13 protein-coding genes and 1 riboswitch are annotated in these 13,986 nt (G+C 49.8%); of the genes, 10 read left to right on the top strand and 3 right to left on the bottom strand.

From position 1 onward, the window contains the following. The first annotated feature begins 103 nt into the window (after window positions 1-103). The 3 genes from efp to INF29_RS03020 all read left to right on the top strand — a co-directional run bounded on the left by efp (window position 104) and on the right by INF29_RS03020 (window position 2,207). Window positions 104-667 (top strand): elongation factor P, encoded by a 564-nt coding sequence (gene efp / locus INF29_RS03030; RefSeq protein WP_022255379.1) that lies wholly within the window; start codon window positions 104-106, stop codon window positions 665-667. Between the two features lie 36 nt (window positions 668-703). After that, on the top strand, window positions 704-1,051 hold the full coding sequence (locus INF29_RS03025; protein ID WP_022255378.1) for a CD1247 N-terminal domain-containing protein: 348 nt from the start codon (window positions 704-706) through the stop codon (window positions 1,049-1,051). A gap of 223 nt (window positions 1,052-1,274) precedes the next feature. Beyond that, on the top strand, window positions 1,275-2,207 hold the full coding sequence (locus INF29_RS03020) for a cation transporter (RefSeq protein ID WP_193484513.1): 933 nt from the start codon (window positions 1,275-1,277) through the stop codon (window positions 2,205-2,207). A gap of 47 nt (window positions 2,208-2,254) precedes the next feature. Here the strand turns inward: INF29_RS03020 and INF29_RS03015 are convergent, their stop codons facing one another. Then, window positions 2,255-3,844, bottom strand: a complete 1,590-nt coding sequence (locus INF29_RS03015) for a potassium/proton antiporter (protein ID WP_193484511.1) — start codon at window positions 3,842-3,844, stop codon at window positions 2,255-2,257. Between the two features lie 221 nt (window positions 3,845-4,065). Between INF29_RS03015 and INF29_RS03010 the strand changes: the two genes are divergently transcribed. Then, window positions 4,066-4,497 carry an acyl-CoA thioesterase gene (locus INF29_RS03010; protein WP_193484509.1) on the top strand — a complete coding sequence of 144 codons (432 nt, stop codon included), beginning with the start codon at window positions 4,066-4,068 and terminating at the stop codon, window positions 4,495-4,497. Between the two features lie 71 nt (window positions 4,498-4,568). Here the strand turns inward: INF29_RS03010 and INF29_RS03005 are convergent, their stop codons facing one another. Next, the gene (locus INF29_RS03005; protein ID WP_193484508.1) at window positions 4,569-6,218 is read right to left on the bottom strand and encodes a SulP family inorganic anion transporter; all 1,650 of its coding nucleotides are present in this window, start codon (window positions 6,216-6,218) and stop codon (window positions 4,569-4,571) included. 402 nt (window positions 6,219-6,620) lie between these two features. Further along, window positions 6,621-7,196: a xanthine phosphoribosyltransferase gene (locus tag INF29_RS03000; protein WP_072850542.1), complete on the bottom strand. Its 576-nt coding sequence runs from the start codon at window positions 7,194-7,196 to the stop codon at window positions 6,621-6,623. A gap of 301 nt (window positions 7,197-7,497) precedes the next feature. Between INF29_RS03000 and INF29_RS02995 the strand changes: the two genes are divergently transcribed. From INF29_RS02995 to INF29_RS02970, 6 genes are all read left to right on the top strand, one after another. Continuing rightward, window positions 7,498-7,998 (top strand): zinc ribbon domain-containing protein, encoded by a 501-nt coding sequence (locus tag INF29_RS02995; RefSeq protein ID WP_193484506.1) that lies wholly within the window; start codon window positions 7,498-7,500, stop codon window positions 7,996-7,998. Window positions 7,999-8,009: 11 nt separating this feature from the next. Continuing rightward, window positions 8,010-8,121, top strand: a riboswitch (FMN riboswitch). 103 nt (window positions 8,122-8,224) lie between these two features. Then, window positions 8,225-9,595 (top strand): MATE family efflux transporter, encoded by a 1,371-nt coding sequence (locus INF29_RS02990; RefSeq protein WP_193484504.1) that lies wholly within the window; start codon window positions 8,225-8,227, stop codon window positions 9,593-9,595. Between the two features lie 110 nt (window positions 9,596-9,705). Further along, window positions 9,706-10,503 carry a divergent polysaccharide deacetylase family protein gene (locus tag INF29_RS02985; RefSeq protein ID WP_193484502.1) on the top strand — a complete coding sequence of 266 codons (798 nt, stop codon included), beginning with the start codon at window positions 9,706-9,708 and terminating at the stop codon, window positions 10,501-10,503. 86 nt (window positions 10,504-10,589) lie between these two features. Beyond that, complete coding sequence (locus tag INF29_RS02980) at window positions 10,590-11,147, top strand: Holliday junction resolvase RecU (protein WP_193484500.1); 558 nt, start codon at window positions 10,590-10,592, stop codon at window positions 11,145-11,147. Then, on the top strand, window positions 11,141-12,523 hold the full coding sequence (locus tag INF29_RS02975; RefSeq protein WP_193484498.1) for a TldD/PmbA family protein: 1,383 nt from the start codon (window positions 11,141-11,143) through the stop codon (window positions 12,521-12,523). Before INF29_RS02980 ends, INF29_RS02975 begins: the two co-directional genes overlap by 7 nt. Window positions 12,524-12,532: 9 nt before the next feature. Then, a complete protein-coding gene (locus INF29_RS02970) occupies window positions 12,533-13,876 on the top strand; it encodes a TldD/PmbA family protein (protein ID WP_193484496.1) in 1,344 nt (447 codons plus the stop codon). Window positions 13,877-13,986: the final 110 nt, after the last annotated feature.

Raw genomic sequence — 13,986 nt, 5'->3', positions numbered from 1 at the left:
ATATAATAGGATATGCTTATTTTTAGAATAAGAAATATAGTATAATTTTTAAAAGCAGCGGGAATTTTTTCCCGTAAGATGAAATTTGAGGAGGAAATGAAACATGATTTCTGCAGGTGAACTTAGAAACGGCGTAACCATGGAATACGAAGGCGAAATTTACAGCGTACTGGAATTCCAGCATGTAAAACCCGGTAAAGGTGCGGCTTTCGTTCGTACAAGACTGAAAAACATCAAAACAGGCGCAGTAGTGGAAAAAACATTCCGTCCTACTGAAAAAATGTCCAAAGCACACATCGACAGAATGGATATGCAGTACCTGTACAATGACGGTGAACTGTATCACTTCATGAACAACGAAACATTCGACCAGATCGCTCTGAACGCTGATGACGTTGGCGATTCCCTGAAATTTGTAAAAGAAAACGAAAACGTAAAACTGCTGGCTCATGACGGCAACGTATTCGGTATCGAACCCCCTCTGTTCGTTGAACTGGAAATCACAGACACAGAACCCGGTTTCGCAGGCAACACAGCACAGGGCGCTACAAAACCCGCTATCGTTGAAACAGGCGCATCCGTTCAGGTACCTCTGTTCATCAACCAGGGTGAAATCATCAAAATCGACACTCGTACAGGCGAATACCTGAGCAGAGTGAACAACTAATCTTTTTTCCAATCTTTCGGAAGGAGGCAGTGATAAATGGAATATTTCGATAAGAAAATCACATATCTGAGAGGGCTTTGCGACGGCAGCGGGTTTGATCCCGACACCAAAGAAGGCAAGATTTTCCATGGCATCATGGATATTCTGGAAGATATGGCATTTATGCTGGAAACCTTCCTGGACGATGAAGAACTGGAAGAAATGGAACTGGATGAAGAAGAAACGGAAGAACCCGTGTACTTCTATTCCTTCATCTGCCCCAACTGCGGCGAGGAAATCGACGTGGATGAGGAAACCATGGAAACCCAGAAGGAAATTGCCTGTCCCGCTTGCGGCAACAGCATTCCCATGGGCACTATGGATATCGATGAATTAAAGTTTTAAAATGCGACGAAAAAAGAGAGAATCCATATTCTCTCTTTTTTTATATGATAAATCAGAAGCAGGAATCAAAAGAAAGGGGTTTGGGACAACAATATATCTTCCTTAGCCGCAAAAAAGCGAGAGAAAACCATTTGGAAGAACATCACGGGGGCAGCGGTCTGCCGCAGATAGGACGGTGATGGTTTTCAAAAACAGCAAGCGTCTTTATAAGGAGTGAATGAAAATGGAACAAACCCAAGGGGCAGTCATGCCCAAAAGGTCGAGAAATCAAGAATTGCAGACGGAAAAACGGATTTTGCAGCTCTCTGTCTTTGCCGACGTGTGTTTTGTGGCGGCAGAGTTATTGTTTGCTTTTGCCAGCCATTCCCAGTCGGTACTCATGGATGCCGCCTATGATGGGGCGGAAATGCTCATGATGGCAGCGGCTGTCTGCTTGACACCTCTTTTTTACAGACCGATTTCAGAGAAATATCCCTTTGGCTATGCGCAGGTGGAATCTGTATTTACAGCAGTGAAGTCTGCCATGATGCTTTCCGTTATGGCAGGATTGACAGTGAATGTTATCCAGACCATGCTTTCCGGCGGTGCTCATGTGGCATATGGTGTCGTATCCATGTTCCAGCTGCTGCTGGGGTTGGTGAGCCTTTGTATTCTGGGGGTTATGTATGTGGGTGCCAGAAAAGTGGCTTCTCCCATATTGCAGACAGAGTGGATGGCGTGGCGGCTGGATGTCCTTTACAGCATGGGTATGGCGGCGGCGTTCTTTGGCGCAAAGGTACTGAAGGATACCAGCCTTGCGTGGATGGCACCCTACGTGGACCAGGTGGTGGCACTGCTGGTGGTGGCTTTCGCACTGCCGGGGGCAGCCAAAATGTTTTTTGGCGCCGTGAAAGACATTTTCCTTTTTGCGCCTGATGAAAAAGTACTGGAGCAGGTCAAGGGGATTTGTGAGCCTCTTTTGCAGGCATATGGATTTGAGCCTGTGTTTTATGATGTGACCCGCACGGGACGGAGAATGTGGGTTTCTGTATATTTCCACACGGAAGGGGATGTGCTTTCTCTGGATTGTATGCGACAGGCATCCAAGGAGGCGCAGAAACATCTGTGTGAAAAATGGGATTACTGCGTTTGCGAATTGGTGCCGGAACAGGCATGATATAGATAAAAAAAGCTGATTCTCTTTGAGAATCAGCTTTTTTGGTATCAGAATCTGGCAATGACCAGGGTATCTTCCCCATGAATGACCGTATTGCCATCGGGAATGACAGTGCCCTTTTCATTTTGTATCATGACGATAAGGGTGCCTTTGGGCAGGGACAGTTCCCGCAGGGATTTGTCTTTCCATTTATGGGTCTTGTCAATGGAAACTTCGTAGAGGGTCAGGTTTTCCCGGTCTTCGAATTCATGTCCTGCCAGTACCAGCAGGTCGCCTGCCTGCAGGACGGTGGAGCCATTGGGCACCAGAGAAACGCCGTTTCGCAGGATCAGGGTCACCAGCAGTTCCGGCGGCAGGGGGACATCCTTCAGGGAATGGTCTACCCATGGATGATGAGGGCTGATGGAAATCTTAGAAAAGGTGATGTCGCTTTCTGCCTGATAGTCATTGAATGTGCGGCGGACGTCGGCTTTCTCGTCGATCATATTCAGTTTATGTGCCATAGGTGCCAGCAAAGTGCCTTGCAGAGAAATGGAAAGGAGCACGATGCAGAACACCAGGTTGAACAGATTGTATTCCATAGGTGCGCCGCTGAGGACTGCCTGAATGGCAAACACAATGGAAGCGGCTCCCCGCAGCCCAGACCAGGAAACCAAGCCGATCTGTTCTTTGGAAGAACGGAAAGGCGCAAGCACCGCAGTTACGGAAAGGGGTCTTGCCACAAGGGTCAAAAACGCCATGATAAGCACAGAGGGCAGGAACACCGCAGGCAGCTGAGAAGGCGTCACCAGCAGTCCCAACAGGAAGAAGATGACCATCTGGGCAATGCCTGTCAATACGTCGAATGTCAGCACCAGATCGCGTTTATGGGGCAGATAGGAGTTCCCCATGACGATGCCGCAAAGATATACGCTCAGATACCCATTGCCGCCCAGAGCGGAAGGCAGAGCATAAGCCAGCGCGGAAACAGCCAGAAGGAATATGGTATTCCCCTGGTCGATGTAGAAATTGCAGCGGTTCAGCACAAAAACAGCGCCTTTTCCCAACAGCAGACCCAAAATGCTGCCAATGGCAAGCTGACGCAGCACCAACAAAGGTACAGATACCTGATCCCCTGTGAGTATGGTGATCCACAGCAATGTCAGCATATAGGACATGGGGTCATTGGAACCGGACTCCATTTCCAGCATGGAAGCGGTGTGGTCTTTCAGATTCAGCTTTTTGGAACGGAGAATGCTGAATACGGAAGCGGCGTCTGTAGATGAGATGACAGAGCCGATGAGCATGCTTTCTGCCCAGGGAAGATGCAGGACGAAGTGAGCAAAGACACCCACCAGCCCGGCAGTGAACAGTACGCCCAGGGTGGAAAGCAATGTGGATTTGACGGCAACGGAACGGGCTTCTTCAAAATTGGTGCCAAAGCCCCCGTAAAACATGATGAAAATCAAACTGATGGAACAGATGATTTCTGAAATATGGTAATTGTTAAAAGAAATATGCAGTATGCCATCAACGCCGAAGCACATGCCAAGAGCCAGAAACGCCAACAGGGACGGCACCCCTAGGCGAAAGGTCAGACGATGCACCAGAATGCAGATGATGATGACAATGCCTGTCAGCAATAAAATTTCGTTCAATGGACATTCCTCCTGTTCTGCCTGCCGGCGGCATAAGTTTCTATTCTAAGTTTAGTGGGAAACGGCATGTTTTGGCAACGATTTTTTCAGATTTGTAAAATTTTGGCAAAGCAGGCGGCCTTTTTGCGGAAAAATTATGTCAATATGCAGAAGTGGGAAGGAATCGCAGCACCGGCGGCGAATACAAAAAAAGGAAACCATTTGAAGAAAGAAGGCGAATTATGGAACCATATTTGCATAAAGTACAGTATTACGAAACAGACAAAATGGGCATTGCCCATCATTCCAATTACATCCGCTGGATGGAAGAAGCCCGGGTGGATTTTCTGGAAAAAATCGGCTGGGGTTTTGACCGTCTGGAAGCGGAGGGCATTGTTTCCCCTGTGGTAGGGGTACATGGACGATACAAAAAAAGCTGCACATTTGCCGATGTGCTGGAAATCACCGTAAAGGTGCAGAAATACAACGGCATGATGATGCATCTGGCATACGAAATGAAACTGGCAGGAACCGCACAGGTGCTCTTTACAGGCGTTTCTGAACACTGCTTCTTAGAACAGGCAGGCAAGCCTCTGCGGCTGAAACAGAAATGGCAGGAGCTGGATGAAATCCTGAAAAACTGCGTAGCGGAATACGAGGCGGAAAAAGCATAAGAAAAAAGGCTGGAATCCTTGGTATGGTAAGGATTTCAGCCTTTTTTGTTTTCTTATGAAACTGCGTTTTTTCAGTCCTGACGGCAGGGAGGCAGGGGACGGTTTGTCAGCAGGGCACGTTCTACGCTCCAGTAGAAGTTTTCTTTGCCCACATATTCGTCCAGGTCTGTTCTGCGCATCATTTCCATGGCACGGGAGGGCAGACCGCAGAGAACCACGTCTACGCCTTTCATCCGCAGGTTTCCGATGAGGGTGCGGAGGGTCTGGGCACAGGAAATGTCAATGTTGGATACACCACGCATGGACAAGAGCAGTGTGTCGCAGTCGCCGATTTTTGTGGAGATATCTGCCACATTCTGGGTGTTGGCAAAAATCATAGGACCGGTGATGTAAGCCACCATGGCGTTATTGTAACGATTCCGCAGGACAGGGTCTGTCACACGCAGACGTTCCATGTCTACCTTTTCGTAGTTGATTTCGATGAAGGACAGACGGGACACCAGGAAAATCAGACCGATGACAACGCCTACCAGAATGGCAATGGTCAGGTCGAATACGATGGTGGCAATCATGGTTGCCAGAAATTCCAGCATAGCCCCTTTGAATTTATGGGAGAACATATACAGGATAGAGTTCCATTCGTTCATGCGCCATGCAGTTACCATGAGGACACCGGCAAGGGCTGCCATGGGAATCTGGCTCATGACGGGAGCCAACAGGAACATGGAAATCAAGAGCCCTACGGCGTGGAACATACCCGTCAGACGTGTTTTTGCGCCGGAACGGATGGCAACGCTGGTACGGGCAATGGCAGCTGTGGCAGGGATGCCGCCGAAGAAAGGCAGCAGGATATTGCCCACGCCCTGGGCGATAAGTTCCTGATTGCTTTTCAGTCGAACACCTGTCATCTGACCTGCGCTGGCACCGCAGAGCAAACTTTCAATCATGCCCAGAATGGCAATACTGAAGGCAGGCATGATGAGGTTTGTGACGGTGGTCAAATCCAGTGCGGAAAAGAGCAGTCGTTTTTCCGGGAAAAGGGTCTGGGGGATGGTGCCAACGGTGGGCACATCCAAACCAACGAAAATGGAAAAGGCAGTGGTGAGAATGATGCTCACCAGAGATGCAGGAACCACAGCATTCCATTTTTTCGGGAAGAACACCATAAACAGCACCACAAAGAGACCAATGCCTACGGAAGTCAGATTGGGATGGAAGCCCAGTGTGCCGTAGCTTGCCAGTTTGGCAATGGTGGAGGCGCCTTCGCTGTGGGTGCCGAAGAAGTTGTCAATTTGCCCCAGAGCAATGACGATGGCAATACCGGAGGTAAAGCCTGTGATAACGGGAGCGGGTATGAAAGAGGTCAGTTTCCCAAGACGGAGGATGCCCGCCAGAAGCAGCAGGATACCAGCCAGCAGTGTGGCAATGAATACGCCGTCCAGACCATAGCCTGCCACCAGTGAAGTGAGGATGGCTGCCATAGCCCCTGTGGGACCGGAAATCTGATAATATCCCCCAGCCAGCAAGCTCATGACCAGACCGGCAATGATGGCGGTAATCAGACCAGATGCGGCATCGGCACCGGAACTGACACCGAATGCCAGTGCCAGCGGCAGCGCAACGGCGGTAACGGTCAGACCTGCCATCAGGTCTTTCATCAGTGCGGCGGAATTGTATCCCCGAAACTCGTGTTTCAAATCTTCTGCGAACCCTCGCAGCATAGAAAAAACCCCCTTAAATTTTCACATAAATCCATTCAAAAACATAAAAAATGCATCTGCTCCCAGTGTCTCTTGGTCGTGACAATCAAAGGGGCACATGCGCTTCCATCATAGCAAAAAGCAGATGGTTTCTCAATGGGTAAGTGGAAAAAGAGATGGAAAAAATAACCATGGGTGTCATACATTTTTTTGTATATTATGTTGTAAGGGGAAGGTGTTGAGAAAAATGGAAAAAACTGACATTCTTTCATAAAGGTAACATACAAACATACAATCATATAACAAAATATGCAAAAATTCCGAATGTCTTTTGCGGATGGACAAAGGGGAGAGAAAACATGAAAAAAGCACAGGAGTTTTCTTCTTTGGAAAAGCCCTGTGCCTCTGTTTCGTGTATGATTTTCAGTCTTTGAAATAGATCTTGCCGTCTTCCACTTTGGTGATGACCGCCAGAGAATCCACCAGATAGCCGGCATCTCTGAGTTTTTTGCTGCCGCCCTGGAATTCTTTTTCGATGATGGCTGCAATACCGCATACAGTGCCGCCTGCCTGTTCTACCAGATTGGCAAGACCTGCTGCTGCTTCGCCGTGGGCAAGAAAATCATCAATGATCAAAACTTTATCATTGGCGTTGAGATAATTTTTGGATACACGAGCGATGGACACGGTACCCTTTGTAAAGGATTTGACGGGCGCGCCGTAAAATTCCTCTGTCATGGTATTGGGCTGTGCTTTCTTGGCGAAAACTACAGGCACCAGATCAAAATAAATGGCGGTGATGGCAGCGATGCCGATGCCGGACGCTTCGATGGTCAGGATCTTATTGATGCCCAGATGACCGAAACGACGGTGGATCTCCTTGCCCAGCGCCATAAACAGACCGATATCTAACTGATGGTTCAGAAAAGAATCTACCTTTACGACTTCGGTGCCGATTTCTGTCCCATCTTTTAATATTCTTTGTTTCAACAACTCCATGATTCAGACTCCCTCTCACTGCAATAACACGTTCCGTATCAAAATAAAGTATTATCATTATACGGTAGTATTTTTGCAATGTAAACAGGTGTTTTGGGAAAAGGTTGTTTTTTGTGCATTTAGAGGAAAAGTCCAAAGAAAAGGAGCAATTTTCGGACGCTTTCCCTAATGGACAGGAAAAAAACAGGGGGAAAGATACAAATTTCATGCAAGCAGATGCATTTTTCTGCTTTTTTGCAGGAAAAAGCGTATGTTTTGGCGAATATACAAAGCAAATGGAACAAATGAGGAGGCGCTGGAAATGGCTTTTTTGGATAAATTAGGAGAACTGGCAAGAACCGCGGCGGACAAAGCCAATGATGGACTGGAAATCAACCGCATCAACAGCGATATTGTCATACAGAAAGGCAATATCAATGAGTACCAGCGGGAGCTTGGCATGTATTACTGGGCGAAATTCGTCATGGGCGACCAGCTGGACGAAGAAGCTACAGCCATTTGTGATAAAATCGTAAAGGCACAAGACCGCATCAAGGAACTGGAAGCGGAAATCGAACAGGTGAAGGCGGACCGGGAAGCGGAAAAAGCGGAACGGGCAGAGCAGAAACGTCTGGAAGCAGAAGCTGCGGCACAGGAGGCAGCAGAAAGGGCTGCCCAGAAAGCGGCGGAAGCAGCCGGTGATGTACAGGTCACCGATGCGGACGGTGAAGTGGGCAGATTCTGCGGCGGCTGCGGCGCACCTTTGGCAGAAGGACAAAAGTTCTGCGGCGCTTGCGGAAAGCCTGCCGATGATGTAAAATAAAAAAACAAAGACACATTCTTCGGAAACGAGTGCATCTCTACCGGCGGTAACAGCCCGCGAGCCGAAAGGCTGATTCGTTGAAATTACGAAGCCGACAGACAGTCTGGATGGGAGAAGAAATACAATGGAAATGACATTGATTTTTTCGGCTGTCCAGAGAACAGAAGAATTTCAAAAGGACGCCGAAAGGCGTCTTTTTTTTCTGCAAAAATGAGGAGGGAATGGCATGGAAACGGGAAAAGAAAACATTCTGGGTACGGAAAAGATCAGTAAACTATTGATGCAGTTTTCCATACCGACAGTGTTGACGCTTATTGTCAACTGTCTGTATAACATTGTGGATCAGATTTTCGTGGGGCGCGCCGTGGGCATCAACGGCGTAGCAGCCACCAACGTGGCATTCCCCATGATTACCCTTTCGGCAGCCCTTGCCCTTATGGTGGGGGACGGCTGTGCTGCCAACATCAGCCTTTGTTTGGGCAGGAAGGAACGGGACAAAGCGGAACAGACCTTTGGCAATGCCTTTGTACTGCTGATACTGGCAGGGGTTCTGCTGGCAGCTGTCATCATCATCGGCGGCCCTGCCTGCGCCCGTCTTTTTGGGGCATCAGATGCGGTTCTGGATTTGTCTGTGACTTATATGCGCATCCTTGCACTGGGGCTGCCTTTCCAGATGGCAAATATGGCATTTACGGCAATCATCCGTTCTGACGGCAATCCCAAGTATACCATGCGAAGTATGATGATTGGGGCAGGCATCAATCTGGTTTTAGACCCTATCTTCATTTTCGGCTTTGATATGGGTGTCACAGGGGCAGCTATCGCTACCATCATTGGGCAGGTAGTGGCTGGACTTATCTGCGTGGCCTATATTCCCAGATTTGAGCACATCACTTTCTATAAAAAATATCTGAAACTGTCCGGCAAGACCTGCGGCAGTATCCTTTCTCTGGGTTTCCCCAGTTTCTGTATGCAGATGGCAACGGCGCTGACACAGATCGTCATGAACAACCTCATGACAGACTGCGGTGCGGTCACAAAATACGGCAGTGAAATTGCCCTGTCCTGCTACGGCATCATGATGAAGATTTATCAGGTGGCACATGCCATGTTCGTTGGGGTGGCATCCGGCACACAGCCCATCAACGGCTACAATTTCGGGGCAAAACAGTATGGCAGGGTGAAACAGACTTTCCGTGTGGCTGTGACGGTGTCGTTCATCATTTCCATTGTGTGGTTCGGCATTTTCCAGCTGGGCGGCGGCTTCATGGCTGGGCTTTTTGTGAAGAATGAACCTCTGCATCTGGAATTTGCGGTGTTCTGCTTCCAGCTGTATATGCTGGGCTTCTTCGTGTATGGTCTGCCGCAGGTGACAGCGTCCTTTTTCCAGGCTATTGGCAAGCCCGCAAAATCCCTGTTGGTGGCATTGTCCAGACAGATTATCTTCCTGATTCCTCTGGCGCTGATTTTGTCCGGCAGATTCGGATTGACGGGGGCATTGGCTGCGGCGCCCATTGCCGATGTGCTGGCGTGTCTGCTGGCGGCAGTGCTCATCTGGACAGAGTTTCGGTTCTGGAAGAAAAACAGTATGGCATAAATTGGGTCGGTATCTGCTTTCTTTAGCGGATACCGGCTTTTTTTCTGCCCAAAAGGCATAAGGACAAGAAAAGGGGGATAGGATAAAGGTAAAAAACGGAAGTGGATGCCATGAAAAAGAAGAAATATCTGGGAATTGGGTTGCTGTTTGTGTGTTGTTTTCTGGCAGGCAAGACAGCAGGGAAATTGCAGGCGGCTTTTGTACCGGCGGCACAAATGACAGTGGAGGAGGCAAAACTGGCGGTTATCATTGACGATTTTGGCTACAACGGCGCAGGAACGGCAGAGATGCTGGCGTTGGACATTCCTTTTACAGCGGCGGTGCTGCCTTTTTCTTCCCATACGGCGGAAAACGCGGCACAGGCGAAAGCGGCAGGAAAAGAGGTCATTATACATATGCCCATGGAATCCCTGACAGGAAAACCCGAATGGGTAGGGGATGGTGCTGTGTGCCGGGGCATGTCGGCGGCGGAAGTCCGGCAGTGTATGGAGGCGGCGTATTGTGCGGTACCTCAGGCGGCAGGGGTCAATAACCACATGGGTTCGGCAGTCATGGAGGATGCGAATACATTGGGCTGTGTGTTGGATGTGGTACGGGAAAAAGGCGGCGTCTTTGTGGACAGTGTCACCACGGCAGAGAGCAAATGCGGCACATTGGCAGGAGAAAAAGGAGTGCCTTTATTGGAACGGGATGTATTTCTGGACAGCACCACGGAAAAAAGCGTGGTGGAGGAACGGCTGCGGGAAGCGGCAAACATTGCCAAAGCAAAAGGAAGCGCCGTTGCCATTGGGCATGTGGGGCCGGAAGGGGGTGTGCTGACAGCCCGGGTTTTGGCGGAAATGGCACCGGAACTGGAAAAAGAAGGCATCCGTTTTGTGACGGTGTCGGAACTGGCTGGCAGCCATTAAAATAGTTGCGCCGGGAAACCAAAACTGTGGTATAATGTCTGCAAAATAAAATTTGCAGAACAGGGAAATTTTCCCTAGGAGGAACTATGGCATACTGGAATTCCAGAGGGCTGCGGGGCAGCGCTTTAGAAGAAATCATCAATTTCACAAACGAATCCTACCGGAAAAAAGGGCTGGCATTGTTTCAGAAAATACCCACGCCCATTACGCCGGTGGAGGTGGACAACAAACGCCGCACCATTACGCTGGCATACTTCGACCAGAACAGTACCGTAGACTATATGGGCGTGGTGCAGGGGATTCCCGTATGCTTTGATGCCAAGGAAACGGCGCAGAAGCACCTGCCCCTCCAGAATATCCATGAGCATCAGCTGCGGTTTATGGAGGATTTTCAGGCACAAAGGGGCATTGCCTTTTTGCTGGTGTATTTTTCTGCGTTGGGGGAATATTATTTTTTACCTCTGGAAACATTGCAAGTCTATTGGGAAGCGGCACAGAAAGGCGGACGCAAATCCATCCCCTATGCTGCTTTTGAGAAGAAATATCAGATATTCCAGCAGGGCGGCGGCATGCTTCATTATCTGGAAGCCATTGCCCGCTATCTGGAAGAAACGGAACCGAAAGGAAGTGATGGCACATGCTGAAAAAATCTGTGGTGGAACATACATTGGAAGCGGCTCTGGAAACAGGGGCGGACTTTGCGGAACTATATGTGGAACAGACCAAACGCAACCATATTGCCATGGTGAACGGGCAGGTAGAAACGGCTTTGGGCGGATTGGATTACGGCGCAGGGATTCGCTTATTCTGCGGCAATCGTGTCATTTACGCCTTTGTCAATGATACTTCCGAAGAAAATCTGGTGCGGACGGCACGGGAAATGGCGTCAACGGTGAAGGGCACCCATCTTTTGCGTCTGCCGGACTGGAAAACGCGTCAGTGGCAGAACATCAACCCCATTTTTGTACTGCCGGACGATGTGGAAAAACGGAAAAAAGCCGATTATCTGGCGGCAGCATCGGCGGTGGCTTTTGCCTATGACCCTGCCATTACCCAGACCCGCACAGGCTTTCTGGATGTGACCAAAAACGTATTGGTTGCCAATTCCGAAGGCGTTTGGGCAGAAGAAAGACGGGTGCGCAGCCGTTTTACGGTGGAGGCGGTGGCGTCTTCCGCAACGGAAAAACAGAGCGGACATCTAGGACCCGGCGGTTCGGTTGGCTTTGAACTTTTTGACCAGATTAACGTGGAGGATACGGCAAGGGAAGCGGCAAGAATTGCCATGACCATGCTGGGGGCAAAACCTTGTCCCGCGGGGAAAATGCCGGTAGTCATCGACAATGGTTTCGGCGGCGTGATTTTCCATGAAGCCTGCGGACATGGGCTGGAAGCCACAGCGGTGGCAAGAAACGCCTCTGTATTCGCCGGAAAACTGGGACAGCAGATTGCGTCTCCTTTGGTGACAGCCATTGACGACGGCACCATTCCCAACGGCTGGGGCTCCGCCAACATGGACGACGAGGGCACACCCACCAGACGGAATGTACTCATTGAAAATGGTGTCCTGAAAACCTATCTGGTGGACCGTATGAACGGCAGAAAAATGGGAGCGGCAGTGACAGGCAGTGCCAGACGGGAAAACTACCGTTTCGCGCCTACCAGCCGCATGACGAATACATTTTTGGCTCCGGGGGACAGTACACCGGAAAGCATCATTGCAGACACGCCTTATGGATTGTATGCAAAGCAGATGGGCGGCGGCAGCGTAGACCCGGCAACGGGCACATTCAACTTTGCGGTGCTGGAAGCTTATATCATCCGCAATGGACAGATTTGTGAGCCTGTCCGTGGAGCGACCCTCATCGGCAAGGGGGCGGAAGTCCTTATGCAGATTGACAAAGTGGGCAACAACCTGAAGCGGGCACAGGGCATGTGCGGCAGCATCAGCGGCTCCATTCCCACAGATGTGGGACAGCCTATGATTCGGGTCAAAGAAATGACCGTAGGCGGAAGGGGGTAACCGAAAAGAATGGATTACAAGAATTTTCAGAAAATACTCATCGAAAAAGCCCTTGCGGCAGGATTTTCCGACTGCGAGGTATATTATAAAGGCAGCAAACATTTTGAGGTTATGATTATGGAGGGAGAAGTTTCCGATTACGAAAACAGCACATTGCAGGGGATTTCTTTCCGCGGCACATGGCAGGGACGGACAGGCTATGCCTATACGGAAAAACTGACAGAGCCGGCGGCGGATTATCTGGTGGCAGCGGCAAAAGAACACGCGGAACTTCTTTCCGAAAGCGAATGGGAGGAACTGTACCACGCTGGGGACGTTTATCCTGCGCTGGAAGGGGAAAATCAGGCTCTGGAACGGCTGACCACAGAAGAAAAAATACTGGCGGCAAAGAAAATGGAGCATGCCGCCCTGAAAGGGGAAGATTCCATTGCCTCCATGGATTACTGCGTGCTGGATACAGACTGGATGGAAACTGCCATTGCCAACAGCTACGGCTTATCCCTCTATCATGCGAAAAATAGTGTGACGGCTTACGTCTGTGCCATTGCAAAAGATGGAGAAGAAGTCAAGACCGGCTCTTACTTCTGGAAAGGAAACGACTGGAAACAGTTTGACCCTGTGGCAACAGGCAGAAAGGCGGCGCAGATTGCCGCAAGCCATTTGGGCGCGGCACCCATTGCCAGCGGAAAATATAAAGTGGTACTGGATGGTCCCGTTATGGCAAACTTTCTGGGGGTATTCTGCGGGGTATTCTTTGCGGAAAATATCCAGAAAGGATTTTCCATGCTGGGCGGAAAAGCGGGAGAGCGGATTGCGGCAGATTGTGTGACACTGCGGGATGATCCTCTGCTGCCAGAGGGGTACGCCTCTACGCCTTTTGACAGCGAAGGGGTGCCTTGTTATAACAAAGCCGTTGTGGAACATGGTGTGTTGAAAACATATCTGTATAACGGGAAGGCGGCAAGAAAGGACGGCGTTCCTTCCACAGGGAACGGCTTTAAAGCAGGGCTGACAGCGCCTATCAAAACAGCGGTGACCAATTTCTATCTGGCGCCGGGACAGCGCAGTCAGGAGGAACTGCTGGCGGATATGGGCGAAGGCATCCTCATTACAGATATTACGGGGCTGCACGCAGGCGCCAATACCGTTTCCGGTGATTTCTCCCTGTCGGCAGAAGGCTTTCTGGTGACAGACGGAAAACTGGGACAGGCGGTGGAACAGATCACCGTGGCAGGGAATTTTTACGAACTGCTGAAAAACATCACAGAAGCGGCAAATGACCTGTATTTCACCAGCGGCGGCAAGGGGGCACCCTCCGTACGGGTGAGAGAAATGGACATTGCAGGGAAATAATATAAAGCACGAAATCTCGATGGATTTCGTGCTTTTTCTTTGGAAAAACGGGAAAACGCCGGAAATCCGAAGAATTCCGACGTTTTCAGGGGTTGGGTATGAGAAGGGAA

Source organism: Anaerotignum lactatifermentans, from assembly GCF_014982935.1.
GTDB lineage: Bacteria > Bacillota > Clostridia > Lachnospirales > Anaerotignaceae > Anaerotignum > Anaerotignum lactatifermentans.
This window is presented reverse-complemented; position numbering and strand designations above follow the sequence as displayed.

What these genes read in the sequence shown, in the direction of transcription:
- INF29_RS03005 (WP_193484508.1), bottom strand. Translation starts at nt 6,218, where the DNA reads ATGCTGCGAGGGTTCGCAGAAGATTTGAAACACGAGTTTCGGGGATAC.
- INF29_RS03000 (WP_072850542.1), bottom strand. Translation starts at nt 7,196, where the DNA reads ATGGAGTTGTTGAAACAAAGAATATTAAAAGATGGGACAGAAATCGGC.
- efp (WP_022255379.1), top strand. Translation starts at nt 104, where the DNA reads ATGATTTCTGCAGGTGAACTTAGAAACGGCGTAACCATGGAATACGAA.
- INF29_RS03025 (WP_022255378.1), top strand. Translation starts at nt 704, where the DNA reads ATGGAATATTTCGATAAGAAAATCACATATCTGAGAGGGCTTTGCGAC.
- INF29_RS02995 (WP_193484506.1), top strand. Translation starts at nt 7,498, where the DNA reads ATGGCTTTTTTGGATAAATTAGGAGAACTGGCAAGAACCGCGGCGGAC.
- INF29_RS03020 (WP_193484513.1), top strand. Translation starts at nt 1,275, where the DNA reads ATGGAACAAACCCAAGGGGCAGTCATGCCCAAAAGGTCGAGAAATCAA.
- INF29_RS02980 (WP_193484500.1), top strand. Translation starts at nt 10,590, where the DNA reads ATGGCATACTGGAATTCCAGAGGGCTGCGGGGCAGCGCTTTAGAAGAA.
- INF29_RS02975 (WP_193484498.1), top strand. Translation starts at nt 11,141, where the DNA reads ATGCTGAAAAAATCTGTGGTGGAACATACATTGGAAGCGGCTCTGGAA.
- INF29_RS03010 (WP_193484509.1), top strand. Translation starts at nt 4,066, where the DNA reads ATGGAACCATATTTGCATAAAGTACAGTATTACGAAACAGACAAAATG.
- INF29_RS02985 (WP_193484502.1), top strand. Translation starts at nt 9,706, where the DNA reads ATGAAAAAGAAGAAATATCTGGGAATTGGGTTGCTGTTTGTGTGTTGT.
- INF29_RS02990 (WP_193484504.1), top strand. Translation starts at nt 8,225, where the DNA reads ATGGAAACGGGAAAAGAAAACATTCTGGGTACGGAAAAGATCAGTAAA.
- INF29_RS02970 (WP_193484496.1), top strand. Translation starts at nt 12,533, where the DNA reads ATGGATTACAAGAATTTTCAGAAAATACTCATCGAAAAAGCCCTTGCG.